Source organism: Paenibacillus sp. MB22_1 (genome assembly GCF_047200555.1).
Classification (GTDB): Bacteria; Bacillota; Bacilli; order Paenibacillales; family Paenibacillaceae; genus Fontibacillus; species Fontibacillus phoenicis.
In genome coordinates, this window is the sequence record NZ_JBLADV010000001.1 from 521,703 (window position 1) to 537,752 (window position 16,050).

Annotated in this window: 17 protein-coding genes; 5 read left to right on the forward strand and 12 right to left on the reverse strand. The window is 55.6% G+C overall.

Annotation, left to right across the window (positions count from 1 at the left end; all coding sequences use genetic code 11):
- Positions 1-71 precede the first annotated feature (71 nt).
- From ACL02P_RS02270 to kduI, 7 genes are all read right to left on the reverse strand, one after another.
- Entirely contained in the window at positions 72-608 is a 537-nt protein-coding gene (locus tag ACL02P_RS02270) for a methylated-DNA--[protein]-cysteine S-methyltransferase (RefSeq protein ID WP_009224172.1), read from the reverse strand.
- A 5-nt stretch (positions 609-613) separates the two neighbouring features.
- Positions 614-1,201: a bifunctional transcriptional activator/DNA repair enzyme AdaA gene (locus tag ACL02P_RS02275; protein WP_009224171.1), complete on the reverse strand. Its 588-nt coding sequence runs from the start codon at positions 1,199-1,201 to the stop codon at positions 614-616.
- A 130-nt stretch (positions 1,202-1,331) separates the two neighbouring features.
- Positions 1,332-2,087 (reverse strand): 2-dehydro-3-deoxy-D-gluconate 5-dehydrogenase KduD, encoded by a 756-nt coding sequence (kduD, locus tag ACL02P_RS02280; RefSeq protein WP_412836757.1) that lies wholly within the window; start codon positions 2,085-2,087, stop codon positions 1,332-1,334.
- Between the two features lie 33 nt (positions 2,088-2,120).
- Positions 2,121-2,882, reverse strand: coding sequence for a DeoR/GlpR family DNA-binding transcription regulator (locus ACL02P_RS02285; RefSeq protein WP_036644623.1), 762 nt, complete (start codon positions 2,880-2,882; stop codon positions 2,121-2,123).
- Between the two features lie 234 nt (positions 2,883-3,116).
- Positions 3,117-4,619, reverse strand: coding sequence for a transposase family protein (locus ACL02P_RS02290; RefSeq protein ID WP_412836758.1), 1,503 nt, complete (start codon positions 4,617-4,619; stop codon positions 3,117-3,119).
- Positions 4,612-5,526 carry a DUF4338 domain-containing protein gene (locus tag ACL02P_RS02295; protein WP_412836711.1) on the reverse strand — a complete coding sequence of 305 codons (915 nt, stop codon included), beginning with the start codon at positions 5,524-5,526 and terminating at the stop codon, positions 4,612-4,614. Before ACL02P_RS02295 ends, ACL02P_RS02290 begins: the two co-directional genes overlap by 8 nt.
- Before the next feature lie 152 nt (positions 5,527-5,678).
- The gene (gene kduI / locus ACL02P_RS02300; protein WP_036644622.1) at positions 5,679-6,512 is read right to left on the reverse strand and encodes a 5-dehydro-4-deoxy-D-glucuronate isomerase; all 834 of its coding nucleotides are present in this window, start codon (positions 6,510-6,512) and stop codon (positions 5,679-5,681) included.
- A gap of 215 nt (positions 6,513-6,727) precedes the next feature.
- Here kduI and ACL02P_RS02305 point away from each other — a divergent pair, with 215 nt between their 5' ends.
- From ACL02P_RS02305 to ACL02P_RS02315, 3 genes are read left to right on the forward strand one after another with little or no spacing between them, the layout of a single operon-like run.
- Positions 6,728-8,389 (forward strand): hypothetical protein, encoded by a 1,662-nt coding sequence (locus ACL02P_RS02305; RefSeq protein WP_412836759.1) that lies wholly within the window; start codon positions 6,728-6,730, stop codon positions 8,387-8,389.
- A gap of 41 nt (positions 8,390-8,430) precedes the next feature.
- Positions 8,431-9,093, forward strand: coding sequence for a bifunctional 2-keto-4-hydroxyglutarate aldolase/2-keto-3-deoxy-6-phosphogluconate aldolase (locus tag ACL02P_RS02310; RefSeq protein ID WP_412836760.1), 663 nt, complete (start codon positions 8,431-8,433; stop codon positions 9,091-9,093).
- Between the two features lie 50 nt (positions 9,094-9,143).
- Positions 9,144-9,926 (forward strand): SDR family NAD(P)-dependent oxidoreductase, encoded by a 783-nt coding sequence (locus ACL02P_RS02315; protein ID WP_412836761.1) that lies wholly within the window; start codon positions 9,144-9,146, stop codon positions 9,924-9,926.
- Positions 9,927-9,984: 58 nt separating this feature from the next.
- Here ACL02P_RS02315 and ACL02P_RS02320 read toward each other — a convergent pair whose 3' ends face one another.
- The 3 genes from ACL02P_RS02320 to ACL02P_RS02330 all read right to left on the reverse strand — a co-directional run bounded on the left by ACL02P_RS02320 (position 9,985) and on the right by ACL02P_RS02330 (position 12,206).
- Positions 9,985-10,128 (reverse strand): hypothetical protein, encoded by a 144-nt coding sequence (locus ACL02P_RS02320; RefSeq protein WP_009224164.1) that lies wholly within the window; start codon positions 10,126-10,128, stop codon positions 9,985-9,987.
- A 243-nt stretch (positions 10,129-10,371) separates the two neighbouring features.
- The gene (locus ACL02P_RS02325; RefSeq protein ID WP_009224163.1) at positions 10,372-11,475 is read right to left on the reverse strand and encodes a Gfo/Idh/MocA family protein; all 1,104 of its coding nucleotides are present in this window, start codon (positions 11,473-11,475) and stop codon (positions 10,372-10,374) included.
- On the reverse strand, positions 11,475-12,206 hold the full coding sequence (locus ACL02P_RS02330; protein WP_009224162.1) for a ThuA domain-containing protein: 732 nt from the start codon (positions 12,204-12,206) through the stop codon (positions 11,475-11,477). Before ACL02P_RS02330 ends, ACL02P_RS02325 begins: the two co-directional genes overlap by 1 nt.
- 245 nt (positions 12,207-12,451) lie before the next feature.
- Between ACL02P_RS02330 and ACL02P_RS02335 the strand changes: the two genes are divergently transcribed.
- Positions 12,452-12,580, forward strand: coding sequence for a hypothetical protein (locus ACL02P_RS02335; protein ID WP_260071459.1), 129 nt, complete (start codon positions 12,452-12,454; stop codon positions 12,578-12,580).
- 28 nt (positions 12,581-12,608) lie between these two features.
- Here the strand turns inward: ACL02P_RS02335 and ACL02P_RS02340 are convergent, their stop codons facing one another.
- Positions 12,609-13,769, reverse strand: coding sequence for a Gfo/Idh/MocA family protein (locus tag ACL02P_RS02340; RefSeq protein ID WP_009224161.1), 1,161 nt, complete (start codon positions 13,767-13,769; stop codon positions 12,609-12,611).
- 154 nt (positions 13,770-13,923) lie between these two features.
- Positions 13,924-14,748 carry an AraC family transcriptional regulator gene (locus tag ACL02P_RS02345; protein WP_036644619.1) on the reverse strand — a complete coding sequence of 275 codons (825 nt, stop codon included), beginning with the start codon at positions 14,746-14,748 and terminating at the stop codon, positions 13,924-13,926.
- A gap of 154 nt (positions 14,749-14,902) precedes the next feature.
- On the opposite strand from ACL02P_RS02345, the gene ACL02P_RS02350 reads away from it, so the two are divergent.
- Positions 14,903-15,946, forward strand: coding sequence for a hypothetical protein (locus ACL02P_RS02350; protein ID WP_412836762.1), 1,044 nt, complete (start codon positions 14,903-14,905; stop codon positions 15,944-15,946).
- Positions 15,947-16,050 lie beyond the last annotated feature (104 nt).

Below are 16,050 nucleotides of genomic sequence, written 5' to 3' on the forward strand. Positions count from 1 at the left end.
TCCGGTCCCTATATTAAGCAGTGTCTTGGGCGTCATATAGGCGGCAACTACCCGCGGGTGGCCGTTGGGATTCACCGCCCGCCTCCGCCTAAAGCGGCATGTTCCAGCTCCAGCAGCCGCATCTTCATCTCCAGGCCGCCGCGGTAGCCGGTAAGCGCCCCGTTCTTGCCGATCACGCGATGGCATGGAATCGTGATAAGCAGCGGATTCGCCCCAATCGCCGTGCCTACTGCACGGACGGCAGCGGGTTTACCGATCGACTCAGCAATGTCGGAGTAAGAGCGGGTTTGCCCGAACGGAATCGAGCATAACGCCTGCCAGACGTCTTGCTGGAACGGAGTTCCGTGCAAGTCGAAAGGGAGGGTAAAACGTTGGAGTTCACCGCGAAAATAGGCCGCCAGCTCGGAAGCATAGGGAGCCAGCCGGCGGTCATCTTGCGCAAGCAGACGGCCGGGGAAACGTTGGCCCGCCCAGGCGGTCAGCTCCTCAAAAGAACCGCCGGATGAGCCAACGAACGCCAGGCCTTGTTCGGTAGCGGCGAGATATAGGCTCCAAGCAGGTTCCTGGAGCTGTGACCAGTATAACGGCGGGGACTGAACGATTGTCATGGAGCTTACACCTCCGTTTGCATTTTGCGGTATTCGTTAGGCGTGATGCCGGTGATTTTCTTGAACAGGGTGATCAAATAGGCGGCGCTGCCAATCCCCACTTCTTGGGCGATCTCAGCAACGGTCCGCTGCGATTCAGATTCAGCCAAAGCGTGCTTCGCCTCATCGATTCGCCGTCGCACCAGGTATTCCGTTGGCGTCATTCGCATGACCCGTTTGAACGTTCGTTGCAGATGGTACGGGCTGCCGTGGCACGCTTCAGCCAACGTCTCCAGGGTGAGCTTGTCTTGGTAGTGGCGGTTGATATAGTCCGCGATCTGTTCGACCCATTCCTGATCTGGCAACCGCTGTCCTTCCGGCTTGCAGCGTTTGCAGGGGCGGAAATGGGCAGCACGCGCTTGCTCCGCAGTAGCAAAGACGAGAACGTTCTCCCGCTTAGGCGGCCTTGATTTACAGGACGGGCGGCAGAAGATGCCCGTGCTGACCACCGCGTAGAAGAATTGGCCGTCCTGTGCAGCATCATTGGCGAGAATCGCTTGCCACTGGGCATCGTTTGCGGTCTGGTAAGTCCGGGACCCGGTATGGATTGTCATGGCTTCACCCCCAGCCCTAGTATACCTTGACCAAGATCACGGCGCCACGGGAAGCGAAAGGAAAAGCAAGATTACGAAATGCCCCATCATAGAAAAAGCCTGCCAATAAGGCAGGCGAAATTCGATGATATTACCGCGCCATCCATCCTCCATCAACGCAAAGGATATGGCCGTTCATATAGTCTGAGGCGGCGGAGGCGAGGAAGACGGCCGGCCCTTTTAGATCCTCCGGCGTTCCCCAACGCCCGGCAGGAATCCGATCCGTGATCGAAGCCCTCCGGTTCTCGTCGGCCCGGATTTGCGCGGTATTGTCCGTTACCATGTAGCCGGGTGCGATGCCATTCACCTGTACGCCATAGGAAGCCCATTCGTTGGCGAATGCCTTCGTTAAGCCGGCGACCCCATGCTTGCTGGCCGTATAGCCGGGCACGTTGATCCCGCCTTGGTAGGAGAGCATCGAGCAGATATTAATGATTTTGCCGCTGCCGCGTTCAATCATATGGCGTCCGGCGATCTGCGAGAGCAAGAACACGGTGTTCAAGTTCAGTTGGATGACGTCGATCCAATCCTTTTCGCTGTGATCCTTCGCTGGTGTCCGGCGGATAATCCCGGCGTTGTTTACCAGAATGTCGACCGCCCCCGTTAATTGGAGCGCTTCATCAAAGGTTTCCTGCAGCTTGTCATGCTCGCTGAGGTCGACAACGATTTCCGTCGTTTTCCGGCCTAAGGCTGTAATTTGGCTGACCGTTTCAGCACTGCTGGTGCGAGAGACGCATACGACGTCGGCCCCGGCTTCGGCTAGTCCGACTGCAATCCCCTGGCCTAGTCCGCCGGAAGCCCCGGTAACCAGGGCGGTTTTGCCCGTTAAGTCAAAAAGTTGATGCATATGTTTACGCTCCTCCCATCAAACCGCTTTCGTTTATTTCGTTGCGTATTCGATCGTTACGCCGGCACGTTCATACGGTAGTGCAGACTCTGCGGGTAGGCCCCGATCGGTGAGGATACGCGAGATCTCGCTCAGCGAGGCGAAGGTGCGGAGCGCCGTCTGCCCGAACTTTTGATGGTTTAAGACGGCGATCGCCTCGCGGGACGTTTCGATCAAAGCCCGCTTGAAGTCGATCAAATCACCGGTATAAATCGACAGTCCGTGTTCCGGATGGATGCCGGTTGCCGAGATAAAGGCTTTCTGGATATTCAACTGACGCACGTACGCCGCCGATTCGGGACCGGCCAGCATGTTGCGGACGCGGTAGCCTCCGGGGACGACCAGACGAATCTGGTCTTTGGCTGCCAGCTCGCTGATGATATACACGTCGTTCGTGACAACGGTAAGCGGGCGATTCTCTAACCGCCGGGCGATCTCCAGCGTTGTGCTGCCCCCGTCCAGTGCGAGGATATCACCCTCTTGAATGTGATTGAGGGCGAGGCGGGCGATGTCCCTTTTCTCCTCCGCATGCTTGGTCAGCGGCTCTTTGGACGGCAAAATGCCGTACTGGTCGCTTTGGGCGAGCATTGCTCCGCCGTGTACGCGCACCAGCAGCCCTTGCTCCTCCAGCTTGGCGAGATCCTCCCGGATCGTCTTGCCGGTCACGCCCAAGCTTTCGCTTAATTCTGCCACCGTCACTTCCTTTTGCGTCAGTAGAACCTCCATAATTTTTTCATAACGTCGAATTGGATTCATGCAAGCTTTCACTCTTTCTTACACAGCTGACGCATGAAAATGTTTGTAGGTCTTGCGAATGGCTAAAATGCCGTTTTTACGGGGTATCCTATGAACTTTTCCGGAAAATATCCGGCTGTACGGCTGCATCACCACCTTCTCGTGATGTACTTTCTTCTTTGAGCGTACTTTTTTTCCTTATAATGGACAGACGTGTTGCGTCGCACTCTTGGATTCTTTATGCACATTTGCAGGTCATGAAGCAAAACGCAGGTACCTCTTCTGTTCCTGAAGTTCCCGCATCCGTACGAGGTCTAACCACGGACTCGCAATCGTTTCCCGCAGCAGCCGAAGAAATCCGCGAATGCCGAACTGAGAAGTTAATGCCGCCACAACTTCAACCAGTCCGGCCAGTTCATTCATCAAATGGGCCAGATGCATAAGGTAGTGGTATCCTCTCATCGCGTTCCAATCATAGGCGAAAACATGCTCGTACTGGTACCCTTGCCGTTTCTCTTGCAGGATGTCGTTCTCCAGTCCCCAGCGGCTCCGGGCCATCACGTTGCAACGCACATGCAGGTTGCGCTCATGGAGCGGTTCGCTGGAAAGCCAGGCATGGCGGGAGGTTTTCGTGACGATCTTGGCCTGCTCATCTGCTTCTTCCCACGTTTCTTCACAGACGACGACGTGTACGGTCTGCTTCAACCGTTCATTGGAGCCATAAACGTATTCGATGTCATTCGTATACCGGAATGTCTGGGCTCTCCCCTTCCAAGTGCGGGTGACGGTCTGCTCCGGATGGAGCTTCATGAGCGCATGTGCTTCCTTCCATACGCTCAGCAGCGAATCGTTCTGCAGCACGATCATAAATTCCCACCGGTTTTTGCGGCAAAGCGCCATCACCGGACCGTTGGCATACAAGCCATCCAGCAGAAGCGTCACGGGCAAGCGGGGAAACGCCGCTTTCAGTCGTGCCGCCAGCCGGTAAAACGCCTTTAATTCACAATCCTGTTTGCTGCTCCCTTCATCGACCGTGTTATCCAGAAATTCGCTCATCAGCGGCAACACCAACCCGCTGGGAAACACCAGCTTCGCTTCCAGCAGATACACATAGTATTCCGGCTCTTCTTTGCCGCCCGGTTTCCGGTGCAGTTGCTCTTCGGACAAACACGTTTGCGTCACCAATTTTTGTGTGCCGTCTACCGCGATCAGATATCGTTTCTTCACCAGATCGTTTCGAAACTTTTTGCTTCGGATGAGCCGCCGAAGCAGCTTCAGGTGCGCCTGCTCAATCTCCTGTACTTCGATCCGCTCCAGCAACCGGCACAGCGTATCGTGATGCGGCAAACTTTCCAGTTCGGGAAACAACGCCTTTAGATTCTCGTACAGCACAGGACGGCTCATCTCGCGTCCGGCTTCCCGCCGCGACGCATATTGAAACACAAACGCCAGTATCCCGTACAGCATCAGCACGGTGAGCTTGTGCTTGACTTTGTTGGGATGGCGCGGATCCTCGATCTTCCCCAGGTCATGCAGCAGCCCCGGCAGCAGTTGCCGGAATACGTTCAGGGTTCCCTCCACCGCCTGCTGTCTTCCCGCCTTTTCCTCTTCCGGCGTCTTCCATATGCTGTTGCGATTCGGAAGCGTTGCTTTACGCGGCATGGCTATGCCCTGCTTCTGCTGACGGACTCGGAGCATCTTCTGGCTTCTTCTTTTGGCTTTGCGGCGTAACTGGGCTGCGGACACCGGTTTACTCATCCCGCTCACCCCCGGATACGGGCAGCGAACACAGCTGCGCTCGAAAATCCCGCCGCAGCGGATAGACAAAGATGCGTTTCCGGCTTAGCGCATGCTCGTGTGTTCGGTCCATGCGCCCCCGTCCGGCGGTAAGACCAAGATCGATCCAATTGGCCGCCCGGTAACACGTCCCTGCGTAATGCGCCGTGTCCACGAATGTCTCCAGCAGTACGGGTGCATAGCCGTATCGCTCCTGCCAATCGACGACGATTTGGCATGATGCTATCGCCAGCGCTTTGCTCGCCAGGTTCTTGATCTTCACCCATGGAAAGATGAGAAACCGAGTATTGTTCACGACCAGATGCAAACGCTGGCTGCGGTCTTCCCTGCTCCAGCCAATCCAGTTGTCGCGTTCAGCCAAGGCCCATGCCGACGCAGAAAACAGCAGACATCCGAGCCGACGCTTCGGTTCGGCGCTTGACCAGATAAAGTAGCGCTGATGGGCGCCAAACGGGCGTTTGTAGCCCAGCATGTGGTAACGTTCAATGAAACTGTTCCAAAGGCGAACATCGGCTTGGTCTTGAACGGGTTCCAAAGCGATTGGGGCATATTGAGATACAGTGCCGGAAAGAACTGCTTGCTCCTGAAGTTCATCACTTTGCGCGAAAGGAACATAAGGATTACGAACGACCGTCTTCCGCTTTGCCGGAAGAACAATCTCACCCTTGGCTTCCAACTTCTCAAGCAATGCCATACAGGCATCTCGCTTATACTTTCCGTTAGGAGCGAACCATTCAAGCCCCTCACAGATGGTATGTGCCAACTCTGTTCGGGTTAAGTGCTTGAACCGGCGTACGATGTACTTGATATCTTCCAACTCTTGCTTGGTAAATATCCGTCCAGCTAACAGCTCCGAGTCCTGAGTCATAAAGATTTCGCCCCCCCCCACAGGTTCCCACACTATTATCGCATAGTGTTTTTGCCTTGTCCAGCACGGGATTGCGAAAAAGTTTTTTCGACGATCTATGAAAACCCGCGTCAAATGTTACATCTCAGTTTCATGCGTCAGTACTGTCTTTCTTATCTCAAGTCTTTCATCGGAACGGCGTCCATGTCCGCATAAGCTTTGTTGTCGCCGGCCATGCCCCAAATAAACGTATAATTGCTGGTTCCTACCCCGCTGTGAATCGACCAGCTCGGCGAGATGACAGCTTGCTCGTTACGCACAACGATATGCCGGGTTTCGTTGGGCTCGCCCATCAGGTGAAAGACGACAGCGTCCTCTGCCAGATCGAAGTACATATAAGCCTCCATCCGGCGCGGATGGACATGGGCAGGCATCGTATTCCACATGTTGCCGGTCTTGAGCTGAGTCATCCCCATCACGAGTTGGGAGCTTTGAATGCCGTTCTCGTGGATGAACCGGTGAATCGTGCGCTCATTGGAATTTTCGATCGAACCAAGCGCTCCGGATTCCGCTTCCGCCAGCGTTGTTTTTGCCGTAGGGAATTCCTTGTGGGCCGGTGCCGAATTCAAATAGAACTTCGCTGGCTTCGAGGCATCCTTGCTTCGGAAAATCACTTCACGCGAACCCTTGCCGACGTACAAGCAATCCTTGTTGTTCAGCTCGTATTCCGTTCCGTCGACAATAATGGATCCTGGTCCGCCAACATTAATGGCTCCAAGCTCGCGCCGTTCGAGGAAGTAGGAGACGCCTAGCTCCTTGAGATCCGTTTCCAGTTTGACATCCTGCTGCACCGGAGCCGCGCCGCCGATAATCAGCCGGTCTTCGTGCGTGAGCACCAGCTCCAATCGATCCGGCGTAAACAAGGTAGGAATGTGGAATTCCTTGCGTAAACGGTCGGTATCAAATTGCTTGACCTCTTGGGGATGCGAAGCGTAACGACGTTCCATGTAAAATCTCTCCTTTACACGTTCATTTTGGTGTATAATGTTCATATACGTTCAGATTAATCCATTTAGGTTCATTTGGCAAGAGGGCACACCATATTGCTCCATCTAGGATGAAGATGCCGGAATTCGGAAGTTTACCGTAGGAAATCGTGGATTCACCGGCTTTAAGCAGCTGAGGGAACCATGGTAGGATGTGGGGGAAGGGGTACGTTTTGATGAGTCTGGATCAAGCTCGAATGAAGACAATCGTCCGAAAAGCCGCAGCAACCGCCTGGCGGCAGCCGCTTCTGGACAGCGGACTGTGGTTTCATGGCGATATCCGGGACAACTATTATTACGCCTCCTATTTATTTGCTGCCGCCGTAGATCCGGACGAAACGCCGCCGTTTGATCGGACGGAAGGCCGGCGGCTGGCGGAGCGGGTGCTGCTGCGCGTGCTTCAGCTGCAGGACCAGGAGACGTCCAGCCCGACATATGGACACTGGCCGCTCGGATTGGATCCGACACCGGAGCGGGCCAAGCCGCATGTGCTCCCGGTCGAGCTCATGGGCAGCTTGATGGCGTATTTCATGCACTGCTATGGGGAAGAGCTGAGCCCGGAGTTGGCCGCCCGCTTCGAGGACGCGTTGTCGCATGTCTATCGCAGCGGCTTCTATCGCAAACCTTTACGGGAATACAACCATCATGAGGCGAAGTATACGGCCGCGAAGCTGATCTTGGGGCAGCGTTACGGAGATGCGACATTGTTCGCGGACGGCAGGGAATGCTTACGGCAAACGTTGGCCCGTTTACGGCTTAAGGGTATGGCCGAATACGGCGCGTTGCCGTGGTTTTGGCACTGGGTTCAGGCGTTCACCTGCGCTTGGGCGCTGATGGGCGATGCGGAGGTAAAGGCCGAGCTGTCTGAGATGTTAAATCATCTATGGACCCTTCGGGCCACCTATTATTTCAAGGGATCATGGGTTGGTGCCCATGCCCGCGGTTGGCTGCATGATGCGCCGCGGGATGCGAACGTGCTGCACGATTATGTGCAATTCGGCGATTTCGAGCTGCCGGAAGCGATGCCGCGCACCGAGTATGCCGGGCTTCTATTCTATGAAGCTCCTGCGTCAGCTCGGCTGCGGGCATTGGAGCGAAGTAAGCCTGCCGAGTCCAAGGCGGCCATCCTCAAGGAGATCGGCGGCGTCAAGCAGCGGCTGCATTCCTATGCCTATCTGACCAACCACTTCGCGGCAGGTGGGCTGTGGGAGAGAGTCGAGGAATTCGACAATGAGCAGCTACGTTGGCTGTACAGCTTGCCGGTCCGCGGGGAGAAAGGAAATCAGCTGTATTTTTTCCATCCCGGCAAAGGGTATGATCTTAGCGGCTACGACCCGCGCCATCAGAGCGAATGGACGGAAGTGTTGTATTATCACAACGTCGTGGTGGCGGTCTACCCGCTGCCGGAGGGTGTGCCTGGGCAGGTCAATGGCGTGCTTCCGGAAGGAGAATGGCGATTTACAGCGAATGGTATATTCGGAAAGGTTGAAGAGACGTTTTTTGCCGTATATGTGTCGAGTGATTATCAGGTGCGGGAGCGGGACGGCTATCTCCAGGTCGAGGCGGAAGGCCGCTACGTTGGTGTTGTGGTGGAAGCGATGGGCCTTCCGGAAGCAGGCGAGCGGGGAATCGCGGGTCTAGACGATTTCGTATTAACTATGAAGTCCCACGCCCCACGCTTCACAGCCGACGATAGGACCGGTCGGATCGATGCCTCCTATACCACCTATGCCGAGGGAGTCCAGCTTACTCTAAGCGTCAAAGGTCCCGGGCTTCCAGGGGATCGATGGGTAAACGGCGAGCGTGTGGATTTGGAGTCGTATTCTTTTTCATTGTAAGGGGCAAAAAGTACAACGATTAGGAGAAAGAGGGTTAGGGAATGAAGAAGCTGCAGCTTGTGCAAAAAATCGTACAGGAAGGCGTTGTCGCCGTCCTGCGCGGAGAAACCCCGGAGGAAGTCGTACAAATGGCCGAGCAGGCCATTGCCGGCGGGATTAAGGTCATCGAAGTGACGATGACGGTTCCGTTTGCTTTGCGGGCGATCGAGGAATTGGCGCGTAAATACAGCTGGGACGCCCAGGACGAATCCCGTTATGCGATCATCGGCGTGGGCACGGTGCTGGATCCCGAAACGGCGCGGGCTGCGATCTTAAGCGGCGCTCAGTTCGTCGTTGGGCCTTCCTTGAATCGTGACACGGTGATGCTGTGTAACCGGTACCGGATCCCGGTCATGCCTGGATGTATGACGATCAAGGAAATCCAGGAGGCGCTGGAGCTGGGGGCGGACATCGTGAAGCTGTTCCCGGGCAATTTGTACGACCCGTCGATGATCAAGGCGATCAAAGGGCCGTTGCCGCAGGCAAATATTATGCCAACCGGCGGGGTCTCGCTGGCGAACCTCGGCGAATGGATCCAAGCGGGCGCGGTCGCTGTGGGGATCGGCTCGGATTTGACAAACGAAGCGGTGAAGCGGGGCGACTTGTCGTTGATCGCCCAGAAAGCCGCTGCTTATAAAGCGGAGTATCTGAAGGCCAAAGGATGATCCTAATCAATACACGTTGATCATAAAAATATCGTCGAGGAGGGATTCGCGTGGATCTTGGATTGAGAGGGAAACGGGCAATCATTACCGGCGGCAGCAAAGGCATTGGGCTGGCAACCGCCCTCACGTTGGCTGCGGAAGGCGCCCAGGTCGCCATCGTGGCGCGGAACGAAGGGCCGCTGCAGGAAGCGGCTGCGGCCATCCGCGAGAAGACGGGGACGGAACCGCTTGTCCTTGTCGCCGACGTCACTTCGGGCGATGACGCCCGCCGGGTTGTTGAGCAAGCGGCCCAGCATTTTGGCGGACTCGATATTCTCGTAAATAATGCAGGCACCTCGGCGGCGGCCCCGTTTGAGAAGGTGGAGGCCGAAGCTTGGGGCGCGGACTTGGACCTGAAGCTGCTTGGCGCGGTGAATTTCTCCCGGGCAGCGCTCCCCCATCTGCGTAAAGCGGGGGGCGGAGCGATTCTGAACGTCACTGCCATAGGCGGCAAAACACCTGGGGCTTCCTCATTGCCAACATCGGTCAGCCGGGCAGCGGGGTTGGCGTTAACGAAGGCGATGAGCAAGGATTTGGCGGCCGACCGGATCCGCGTGAACGCGGTGTGCATCGGGCTTGTCCGCAGCGACCAAATCGAACGGAAATGGCGTCAAACCGCGCCCGAGCTCACTTGGGAGCAATTTGCAACGGATCCTCGCCATGGCATCCCGCTAGGCCGAATCGGTCAGGCGGAGGAGGCGGCGAAGGTCATCGCCTTCCTGGTGTCCGAAGCGGCGTCATATGTGACGGGCACAGCGGTCAACATCGACGGCGGTACGTCGGCGGTGTTGTAATACTCGGCGGGGTGGAACCCGCCGGATGAAAAAAGGCGGATCGCCGGTGAGTCGGCGGTCAGCCTTTTTTTACAGGCATGATGCTGCGATTCATTTGGAACAGCCTCATCACGGGAATCCGCTTCATGACCTCTGTTCCCACGGCGCTTCCCATTGAGCCCAGCAGCACGCTGGCGGTCGCCAGCTTGATCAGGTAGTACAACCCGGTTTCCGGTGATCAGATCCAGAATAATGAAATTTCGAATCGTTGTTGATGCCCGGATCGACACAAAAATAAAGGGTTGTTGTATTCGCTCAGCCATCGTTCTCCCCATTCCTCTCCATCATCGCTGTTCAACAACGATATGGGGTGCAGAGATTGGGCTATTCGCAAAAAAAAGAAACCCCGAACTTGATCAAGTCGGGGTTTCTTGGCGTTTCGTTTTGGCTTAGTGCCGGTGTCCGGTTAGTCGAGCCGATACGGCTTTAGATCCAGCGGCAACGCTGCCGGCGGGGTGCAAGTGCTCTGCATTTCATAGTAGCTTCCCGCATCGGAAGCATCGTGGAAGCCCCACATGGCCTCAAGCACATGGTAGGCAAGCTCGCCGGTGGCGCGGTGCGGACGCCCGTGCAGTAAAGCGCTGGCCATATCGGCCGGGCCGATGCCGCGGCTGTTCTCGGCGTAGCCGGGCAGGAGCGGCACCTCGGTCCAGGCTTCCTCGCCGATCCGGCGGAGCTTCACCGGGCCGCCAAAGGAGTTAGGATCGGGAACGAGCAAGGTGCCTTCCGTCCCGTGGATTTCGATCGGCGGTAACGTACTGCCGCCAAAAATATCAAAGCTGGTCGTGAGCGTAGCAATAGCGCCTTGCGCAAACTCCAGCGTGCCCGTGACATGGGTCGGGACTTCGACCTGAATCTTTTGCCCGTACTTTTTCTCGCTGGTGATTGTGCGCTGCTCCAGCGCTTTGCCGGTCATACCGGCGATCCGCTTAATAGGACCCAGCAGCTGGATGAGTGCGGTCAAATAGTAGGGGCCCATATCAAACATCGGGCCGCCGCCTTTGGCGTAATAAAATTCCGGGTCCGGATGCCAAAACTCATGGCCGCGGCTCATCATAAACGCCGCTGCCGAGACCGGCCGGCCGATCGCCCCGTCCTGGATGAGCTTCAGTGCCGTTTGGATTCCGGCACCAAAGAACGTTTCCGGCGCGCTGCCAACCATCAGCTCGCGCTCGCGGGCCGCTGCGAGAACGGCCAAGCCTTCCTCGCGGGTCACAGCCAGCGGCTTCTCCACGTATACATGTTTGCCGGCTTCCAGCGCTTTCAGGCAAACCTCGGCATGGGCCGCCGGAATCGTCAGATTTATCACGATCTGGATGTCAGGATCCTGCAGCAGCTCGTCGACCGTGCAGGCACGGGGGACGTTATATTGCTTGGCCTGCTCCTGCGCCCGGTTCAGGTCGAGATCGGCGCAGGCTACGAGTTCGAGCGCCTCGAACTTTGCGCAATTTTCCATGTAGATGCCGCTGATTTTGCCGCAGCCGATAATTCCTACTTTGATTTTGTCCATTATTGGCTGTCCCCCATGCCCGTATAATTGCTGTGACTCAGCGCATTTTCACCTAGAGACTCGACGGCAAGCCGTTTGCCTTCCGCCGCCCACAGCATCCCGCGGGTCATCATTTCCTTCACCGGAGGCAGGTCGACGATGTCGGCGTGATGTCCCAGCGAGTTATAGTACACTCGTCCAACCCCCCAGCGCTTGGTCCATACGACCGGCATATCCACCGGCTTATTCAGGCGATGAGGCCCGTCAACGACCGGGAAGCGGGTGGTGGCCAGCACTTCAACGGCAGGATCGACATGCAGGTAATACTGCTCCGTTTTGACGTAAAAGTCTTCGATCCCCTCCACCAGCGGGCTGGAATTGGCGATAATCTCTACCTTGTACTCGACTCCGTCATTACCCGGATGGGCCACCCATTGTCCGCCGGTCATAAATTGCCAATCGACATTGTTGCGGAACGAATCACACATCCCTCCGTGGCAGCCAGCCAATCCGGTTCCGGCCTGTACCGCCGCGGATACGTTATTAACCAACTCTTGAGCAATCGTTCCCATCGTCCACACCGGGACAATCAGATCAAGACCCAGGAGCTTTTCTGCATCGGCAAAAGCCTCCAGCGTATCGGAGACCTCCACCTCAAAGGCGTGCTCTCGCAAAACGCCGGCGAAGATGCCAGCAACCTGCTCCGGCTCATGCCCGTCCCAGCCGCCCCAGACGATTAATGCTTTTTTCATTTCTCGATTCCTTCTCTCCTGATAAATTGTTTAAAAAGCTAACGGACACCAGAGACGTTATCGACTTATGCTTGTACATCTGCGAATTCTAACGGACTGAGGAGACCTTATTTCGGGAAAAAGCAGCTGAACGTTCGCCACAATCGCTCCATAAGGTCATTGGAGTCCGTTACAGCGGGAAATAGCCGGGAAATAGACAAATAAGGTCGCTGTGGTCCGTTAGGCCGCTGGATGGGGAACACCGGATGTGGGATGCCGGATGGGGACCGATTCCGCAGGTCACCCCGCGGAACGGGTCGCATTCCGTGGACCCCAGCAGAATGTGCCGCATTCCGCAATACCCGCGGACCCACCTGCAATCCGGCGCGGCCTAAACGGCCACACCCCATGACCCTGTGCCTATCACATTTCGGAAATGCCGACCCAGCGCCGCTCCGCAATCGAGCGTTCCACCGCTTCCAGCACGGCCTGGCATTGAACGCCTTCACGGAAGCTCGGCACCGGCCCACGGCCTTCGCGAATGGCCGAAGTCAGCTCCAGCACCTCGTGCGTAAACGTATGCTCGAACCCGATCGTGTGCCCCGGCGGCCACCAAGCTTCGGCATAAGCGTGGGCCGGATCGGTGGCAAGTACGCGCCGGAAGCCCTGGACATCGGCGTCGTCGGAGGTGAAGTACACCTCAAGCTCATTCATCCGCTCGAAGTCGAATTTCACGCTGCCCAGGCTGCCGTTGATTTCAAAAGCATTGGTCGAGCGGTGGCCGGCGGCAAACCGCGTTGCCTCAAAGCTGCCTAGCGCGCCGTTGGTGAACCGGGCCAGGAACAGCGTGGCGTCATCGACCGTGACCGGCCCCTTCGGCGCATCTGCGCTGCTTTTGGCGCTAAGGCCGGTCATATTCTCAGCGAGCGGCCGTTCCTTGATAAACGTCTCGCTCATGCCGATCACTTCCTGGATGTCTCCAACCAGATAGTGGGCCAGATCGATCAGATGGGCCCCTAGATCTCCATGCGCCCCCGATCCAGCAATGTCCTTCTGCAGCCGCCAAACCAGCGGGAAGGACGGGTCCATGACCCAATCCTGCAGGAACCAGGCCCGGAAATGGTAGATCCGGCCAAGCCGGCCGCTCTGTACCAGCTCCTTAGCCAACCGGACAGCCGGCGAGAAGCGGTAGTTGAAGCCAACCATATGAGCGACGCCGGCAGCTTCGGCCGCAGCAAGCATCTCCCGGGCATCCTGCAATGTAAGCGCTAACGGTTTCTCGCAAAAAATATGCTTTCCCGCCTGAGCTGCCGCAAGTGCGATTTCCTTATGGGCGTCGCTGGGGGCATTGATGTCGATCAGGTCGATATCGTCTCTGGCGACGAGCGCTCGCCAATCCGTGGTCGTTTCGCGCCAGCCCAGACGATTGGCCGCCTCTTGCACCGCTTCTTCGTTACGGCCGCATAATACAGCCATCTCCGGCTTTAAAGCGTCGGGGAAAAACATCGGCAGCGCCCGATAGGCGTTGCTGTGGGCTTTGCCCATAAACTTGTAACCGATCATTCCAACTCGCAGCGGGTTCATCGAATTCCTCCGTTTCGCGGGTGTAGTCAAAAGTTTTTTTAAATTTTACTTTTTCAACCCCATTATAATTAGATTTCCTTGCGATCTCTCGCCAGTTTATGCGTATGTATGGACAAAATATGCGTTTTCCCATTCTCTGCAGGTACCCGTTCAGCTATCGGGATGGGCGCAGGCTGGAAGGGACAGTGCCCCGCAGCTCCTTAAACACGCGGTTAAACGTACGAATGCTGCTGAAGCCGCACTCCAGAGCGATTTCCATAATACTGAGATCGCTGGTCAGCAGCTGATGTTCGGCGCTTAGGACGCGAACCGTGTTGAGATAAGTTTTGAAATTCATGCCGATGGCGGCTTTGAAGGAACGGCTGAAATGGGAGGGCTCCATGGAAAAACGTTTCGCCATCACCTTCACGTTTAATTCCTCCCGGTAATGGTCCTCGATATAGGACAAAATTTGCTGCATCCGCGCCCGGCGGGACTCGTACTTCTCCTTGGTGGTACGGTCCATCGGCAGCGTGTCCACCGCCCTTTGCAGACTGCCGCACAGCTTTAAGATGCCGGCTTTCAGCAGCAGGGGATAGCCAGGTTTCTTTTCGTCTTTTTCCCGAATTAGCTCGTCCAGGATCGTTTTCACTGTTTCGAGCCCCGGAGTACCTGCCGGAATATAAGGTGAGGCGAAGCGAAAGTCGGACGGCCAGCTTTTTGTCATCGTGATCCACTCCGGTTTGCAGATCAGAATGATAATTTCCGACTCCAACTCTCGGCTGTCAAAATAGTGGATATCGTTGCTGCCGCAGATAACCATGTCGCCTTGCCGAAGCAGGCGGATTTCTTCATTAACCCCAATCCGGATGGTGCCGGAGAGGACATAAATAAACTCGATTTCAGCATGGAAATGAGGATAAAACGTAATGTTCGTGCTCTGGTAGATATCCATCGGAAGCTCGGGATCCAATTTCCAATTTTGATAGAACGATTTCACTTTTAGATCCCTCCGTGTCGTTAAAATCACATTCCCTCCTAAATGTACTGCATTTTGGCGGGAGATTCCTCTTTTTTGTTTCAAGAATAGATGGAAGAGCTTGGACATAGGATGAAATTGGGAGAATTCAAAAAATGGAAATGAAGGTGGCAATATGAATGATCGATGGGTCAAAATATTTCAAATTGCCGTTACCTACATCGGTACGGTGGTCGGCGCCGGTTTTGCTTCGGGACAATCGATTATGCAATTTTTTACCCTTTATGGCTCGGTTGGCGCCGCAGGGATTATCATTTCGACGTTGCTCTTCATGTGGTTGGGGACGAAAATGATGATCTATGCCCATCGAATACAAGCATTTTCTTACCAGGAATTTAATGATCATCTGTTTGGCCGCCTGTTCGGCAAGGTTGCCAACTTCCTGACCCTGCTGATCCTGCTGGGGGTTACCGCCGTAATGCTATCCGGTACCGGTTCGATCTTTGCCGAGCAGCTTCAGCTGCCTTATCAACTCGGGATCATCGTGAGTATCGTCTTGAGCTATCTGGTGATGATAAAGGGGATGAACGGTATCGTGGTTGTGAATGTGCTGGTTGTGCCGATGATTCTTCTATTTACGAGCTTGATTGCGTTCCGCGCGATTGAGCCGGAAGGTCTGTTCGGGATCAACGGCTTCCAGCTGCAACAACTGGAAAGTTACAAGTGGGTGCTGAGCCCATTTGTGTATGCTGCCCTCAACTTTGCTTTTATCCAGGCTGTGTTGATTCCGCTGGGGAGCGAGGTTCAGGAGGAGAGTACATTAAAATGGGGCGGCTTCTGGGGTGGTATCGGGCTTGGCTCTATGCTGTTGATTTACCATATTGCTTTGAATTCCCGGATGCCTGAAATGCTTAGTTACGAGATTCCGATGGCGGTCATCGTCCGCGACCTCGGCCCGTTTCTGCATGTGCTGTTTCTGTTAGTGCTCTATGGCGAGATATTTACGACCCTGATCGGCAATGTCTTTGGCGTCACGCGACAGCTGCAAAGCCTCTATCAGGTGCCCAAAAACATGACCATGCTGATCATCTTAGTTGCTTGCTTTGTGATTAGCCAGGCTGGTTTTGCTTCCTTATTAACATACCTGTACCCCATGTTTGGATATATTGGGATGCTGCTGCTTATTTTATTGGCGTTCCGGCGGTTGCCTCTTCGTTAAGCTTCCTGTTTCCATGTGCTGCTGAAAATATCACGGAACCGATTCACCTGCGGGTTTATACTGGGGAAACCGCTGGCGGAATGGATCGTGTCGATTTTTCGCTG

Coding starts and splice junctions, on each gene's coding strand:
- ACL02P_RS02305 (WP_412836759.1), top strand. CDS start 6,728: ATGAGTCTGGATCAAGCTCGAATGAAGACAATCGTCCGAAAAGCCGCA.
- ACL02P_RS02325 (WP_009224163.1), bottom strand. CDS start 11,475: ATGGACAAAATCAAAGTAGGAATTATCGGCTGCGGCAAAATCAGCGGC.
- kduI (WP_036644622.1), bottom strand. CDS start 6,512: ATGGAACGTCGTTACGCTTCGCATCCCCAAGAGGTCAAGCAATTTGAT.
- ACL02P_RS02295 (WP_412836711.1), bottom strand. CDS start 5,526: ATGACTCAGGACTCGGAGCTGTTAGCTGGACGGATATTTACCAAGCAA.
- ACL02P_RS02340 (WP_009224161.1), bottom strand. CDS start 13,769: ATGAACCCGCTGCGAGTTGGAATGATCGGTTACAAGTTTATGGGCAAA.
- ACL02P_RS02290 (WP_412836758.1), bottom strand. CDS start 4,619: ATGAGTAAACCGGTGTCCGCAGCCCAGTTACGCCGCAAAGCCAAAAGA.
- ACL02P_RS02285 (WP_036644623.1), bottom strand. CDS start 2,882: ATGAATCCAATTCGACGTTATGAAAAAATTATGGAGGTTCTACTGACG.
- ACL02P_RS02350 (WP_412836762.1), top strand. CDS start 14,903: ATGAATGATCGATGGGTCAAAATATTTCAAATTGCCGTTACCTACATC.
- ACL02P_RS02335 (WP_260071459.1), top strand. CDS start 12,452: ATGTGGGATGCCGGATGGGGACCGATTCCGCAGGTCACCCCGCGGAAC.
- ACL02P_RS02270 (WP_009224172.1), bottom strand. CDS start 608: ATGACAATCGTTCAGTCCCCGCCGTTATACTGGTCACAGCTCCAGGAA.
- ACL02P_RS02330 (WP_009224162.1), bottom strand. CDS start 12,206: ATGAAAAAAGCATTAATCGTCTGGGGCGGCTGGGACGGGCATGAGCCG.
- kduD (WP_412836757.1), bottom strand. CDS start 2,087: ATGCATCAACTTTTTGACTTAACGGGCAAAACCGCCCTGGTTACCGGG.
- ACL02P_RS02310 (WP_412836760.1), top strand. CDS start 8,431: ATGAAGAAGCTGCAGCTTGTGCAAAAAATCGTACAGGAAGGCGTTGTC.
- ACL02P_RS02275 (WP_009224171.1), bottom strand. CDS start 1,201: ATGACAATCCATACCGGGTCCCGGACTTACCAGACCGCAAACGATGCC.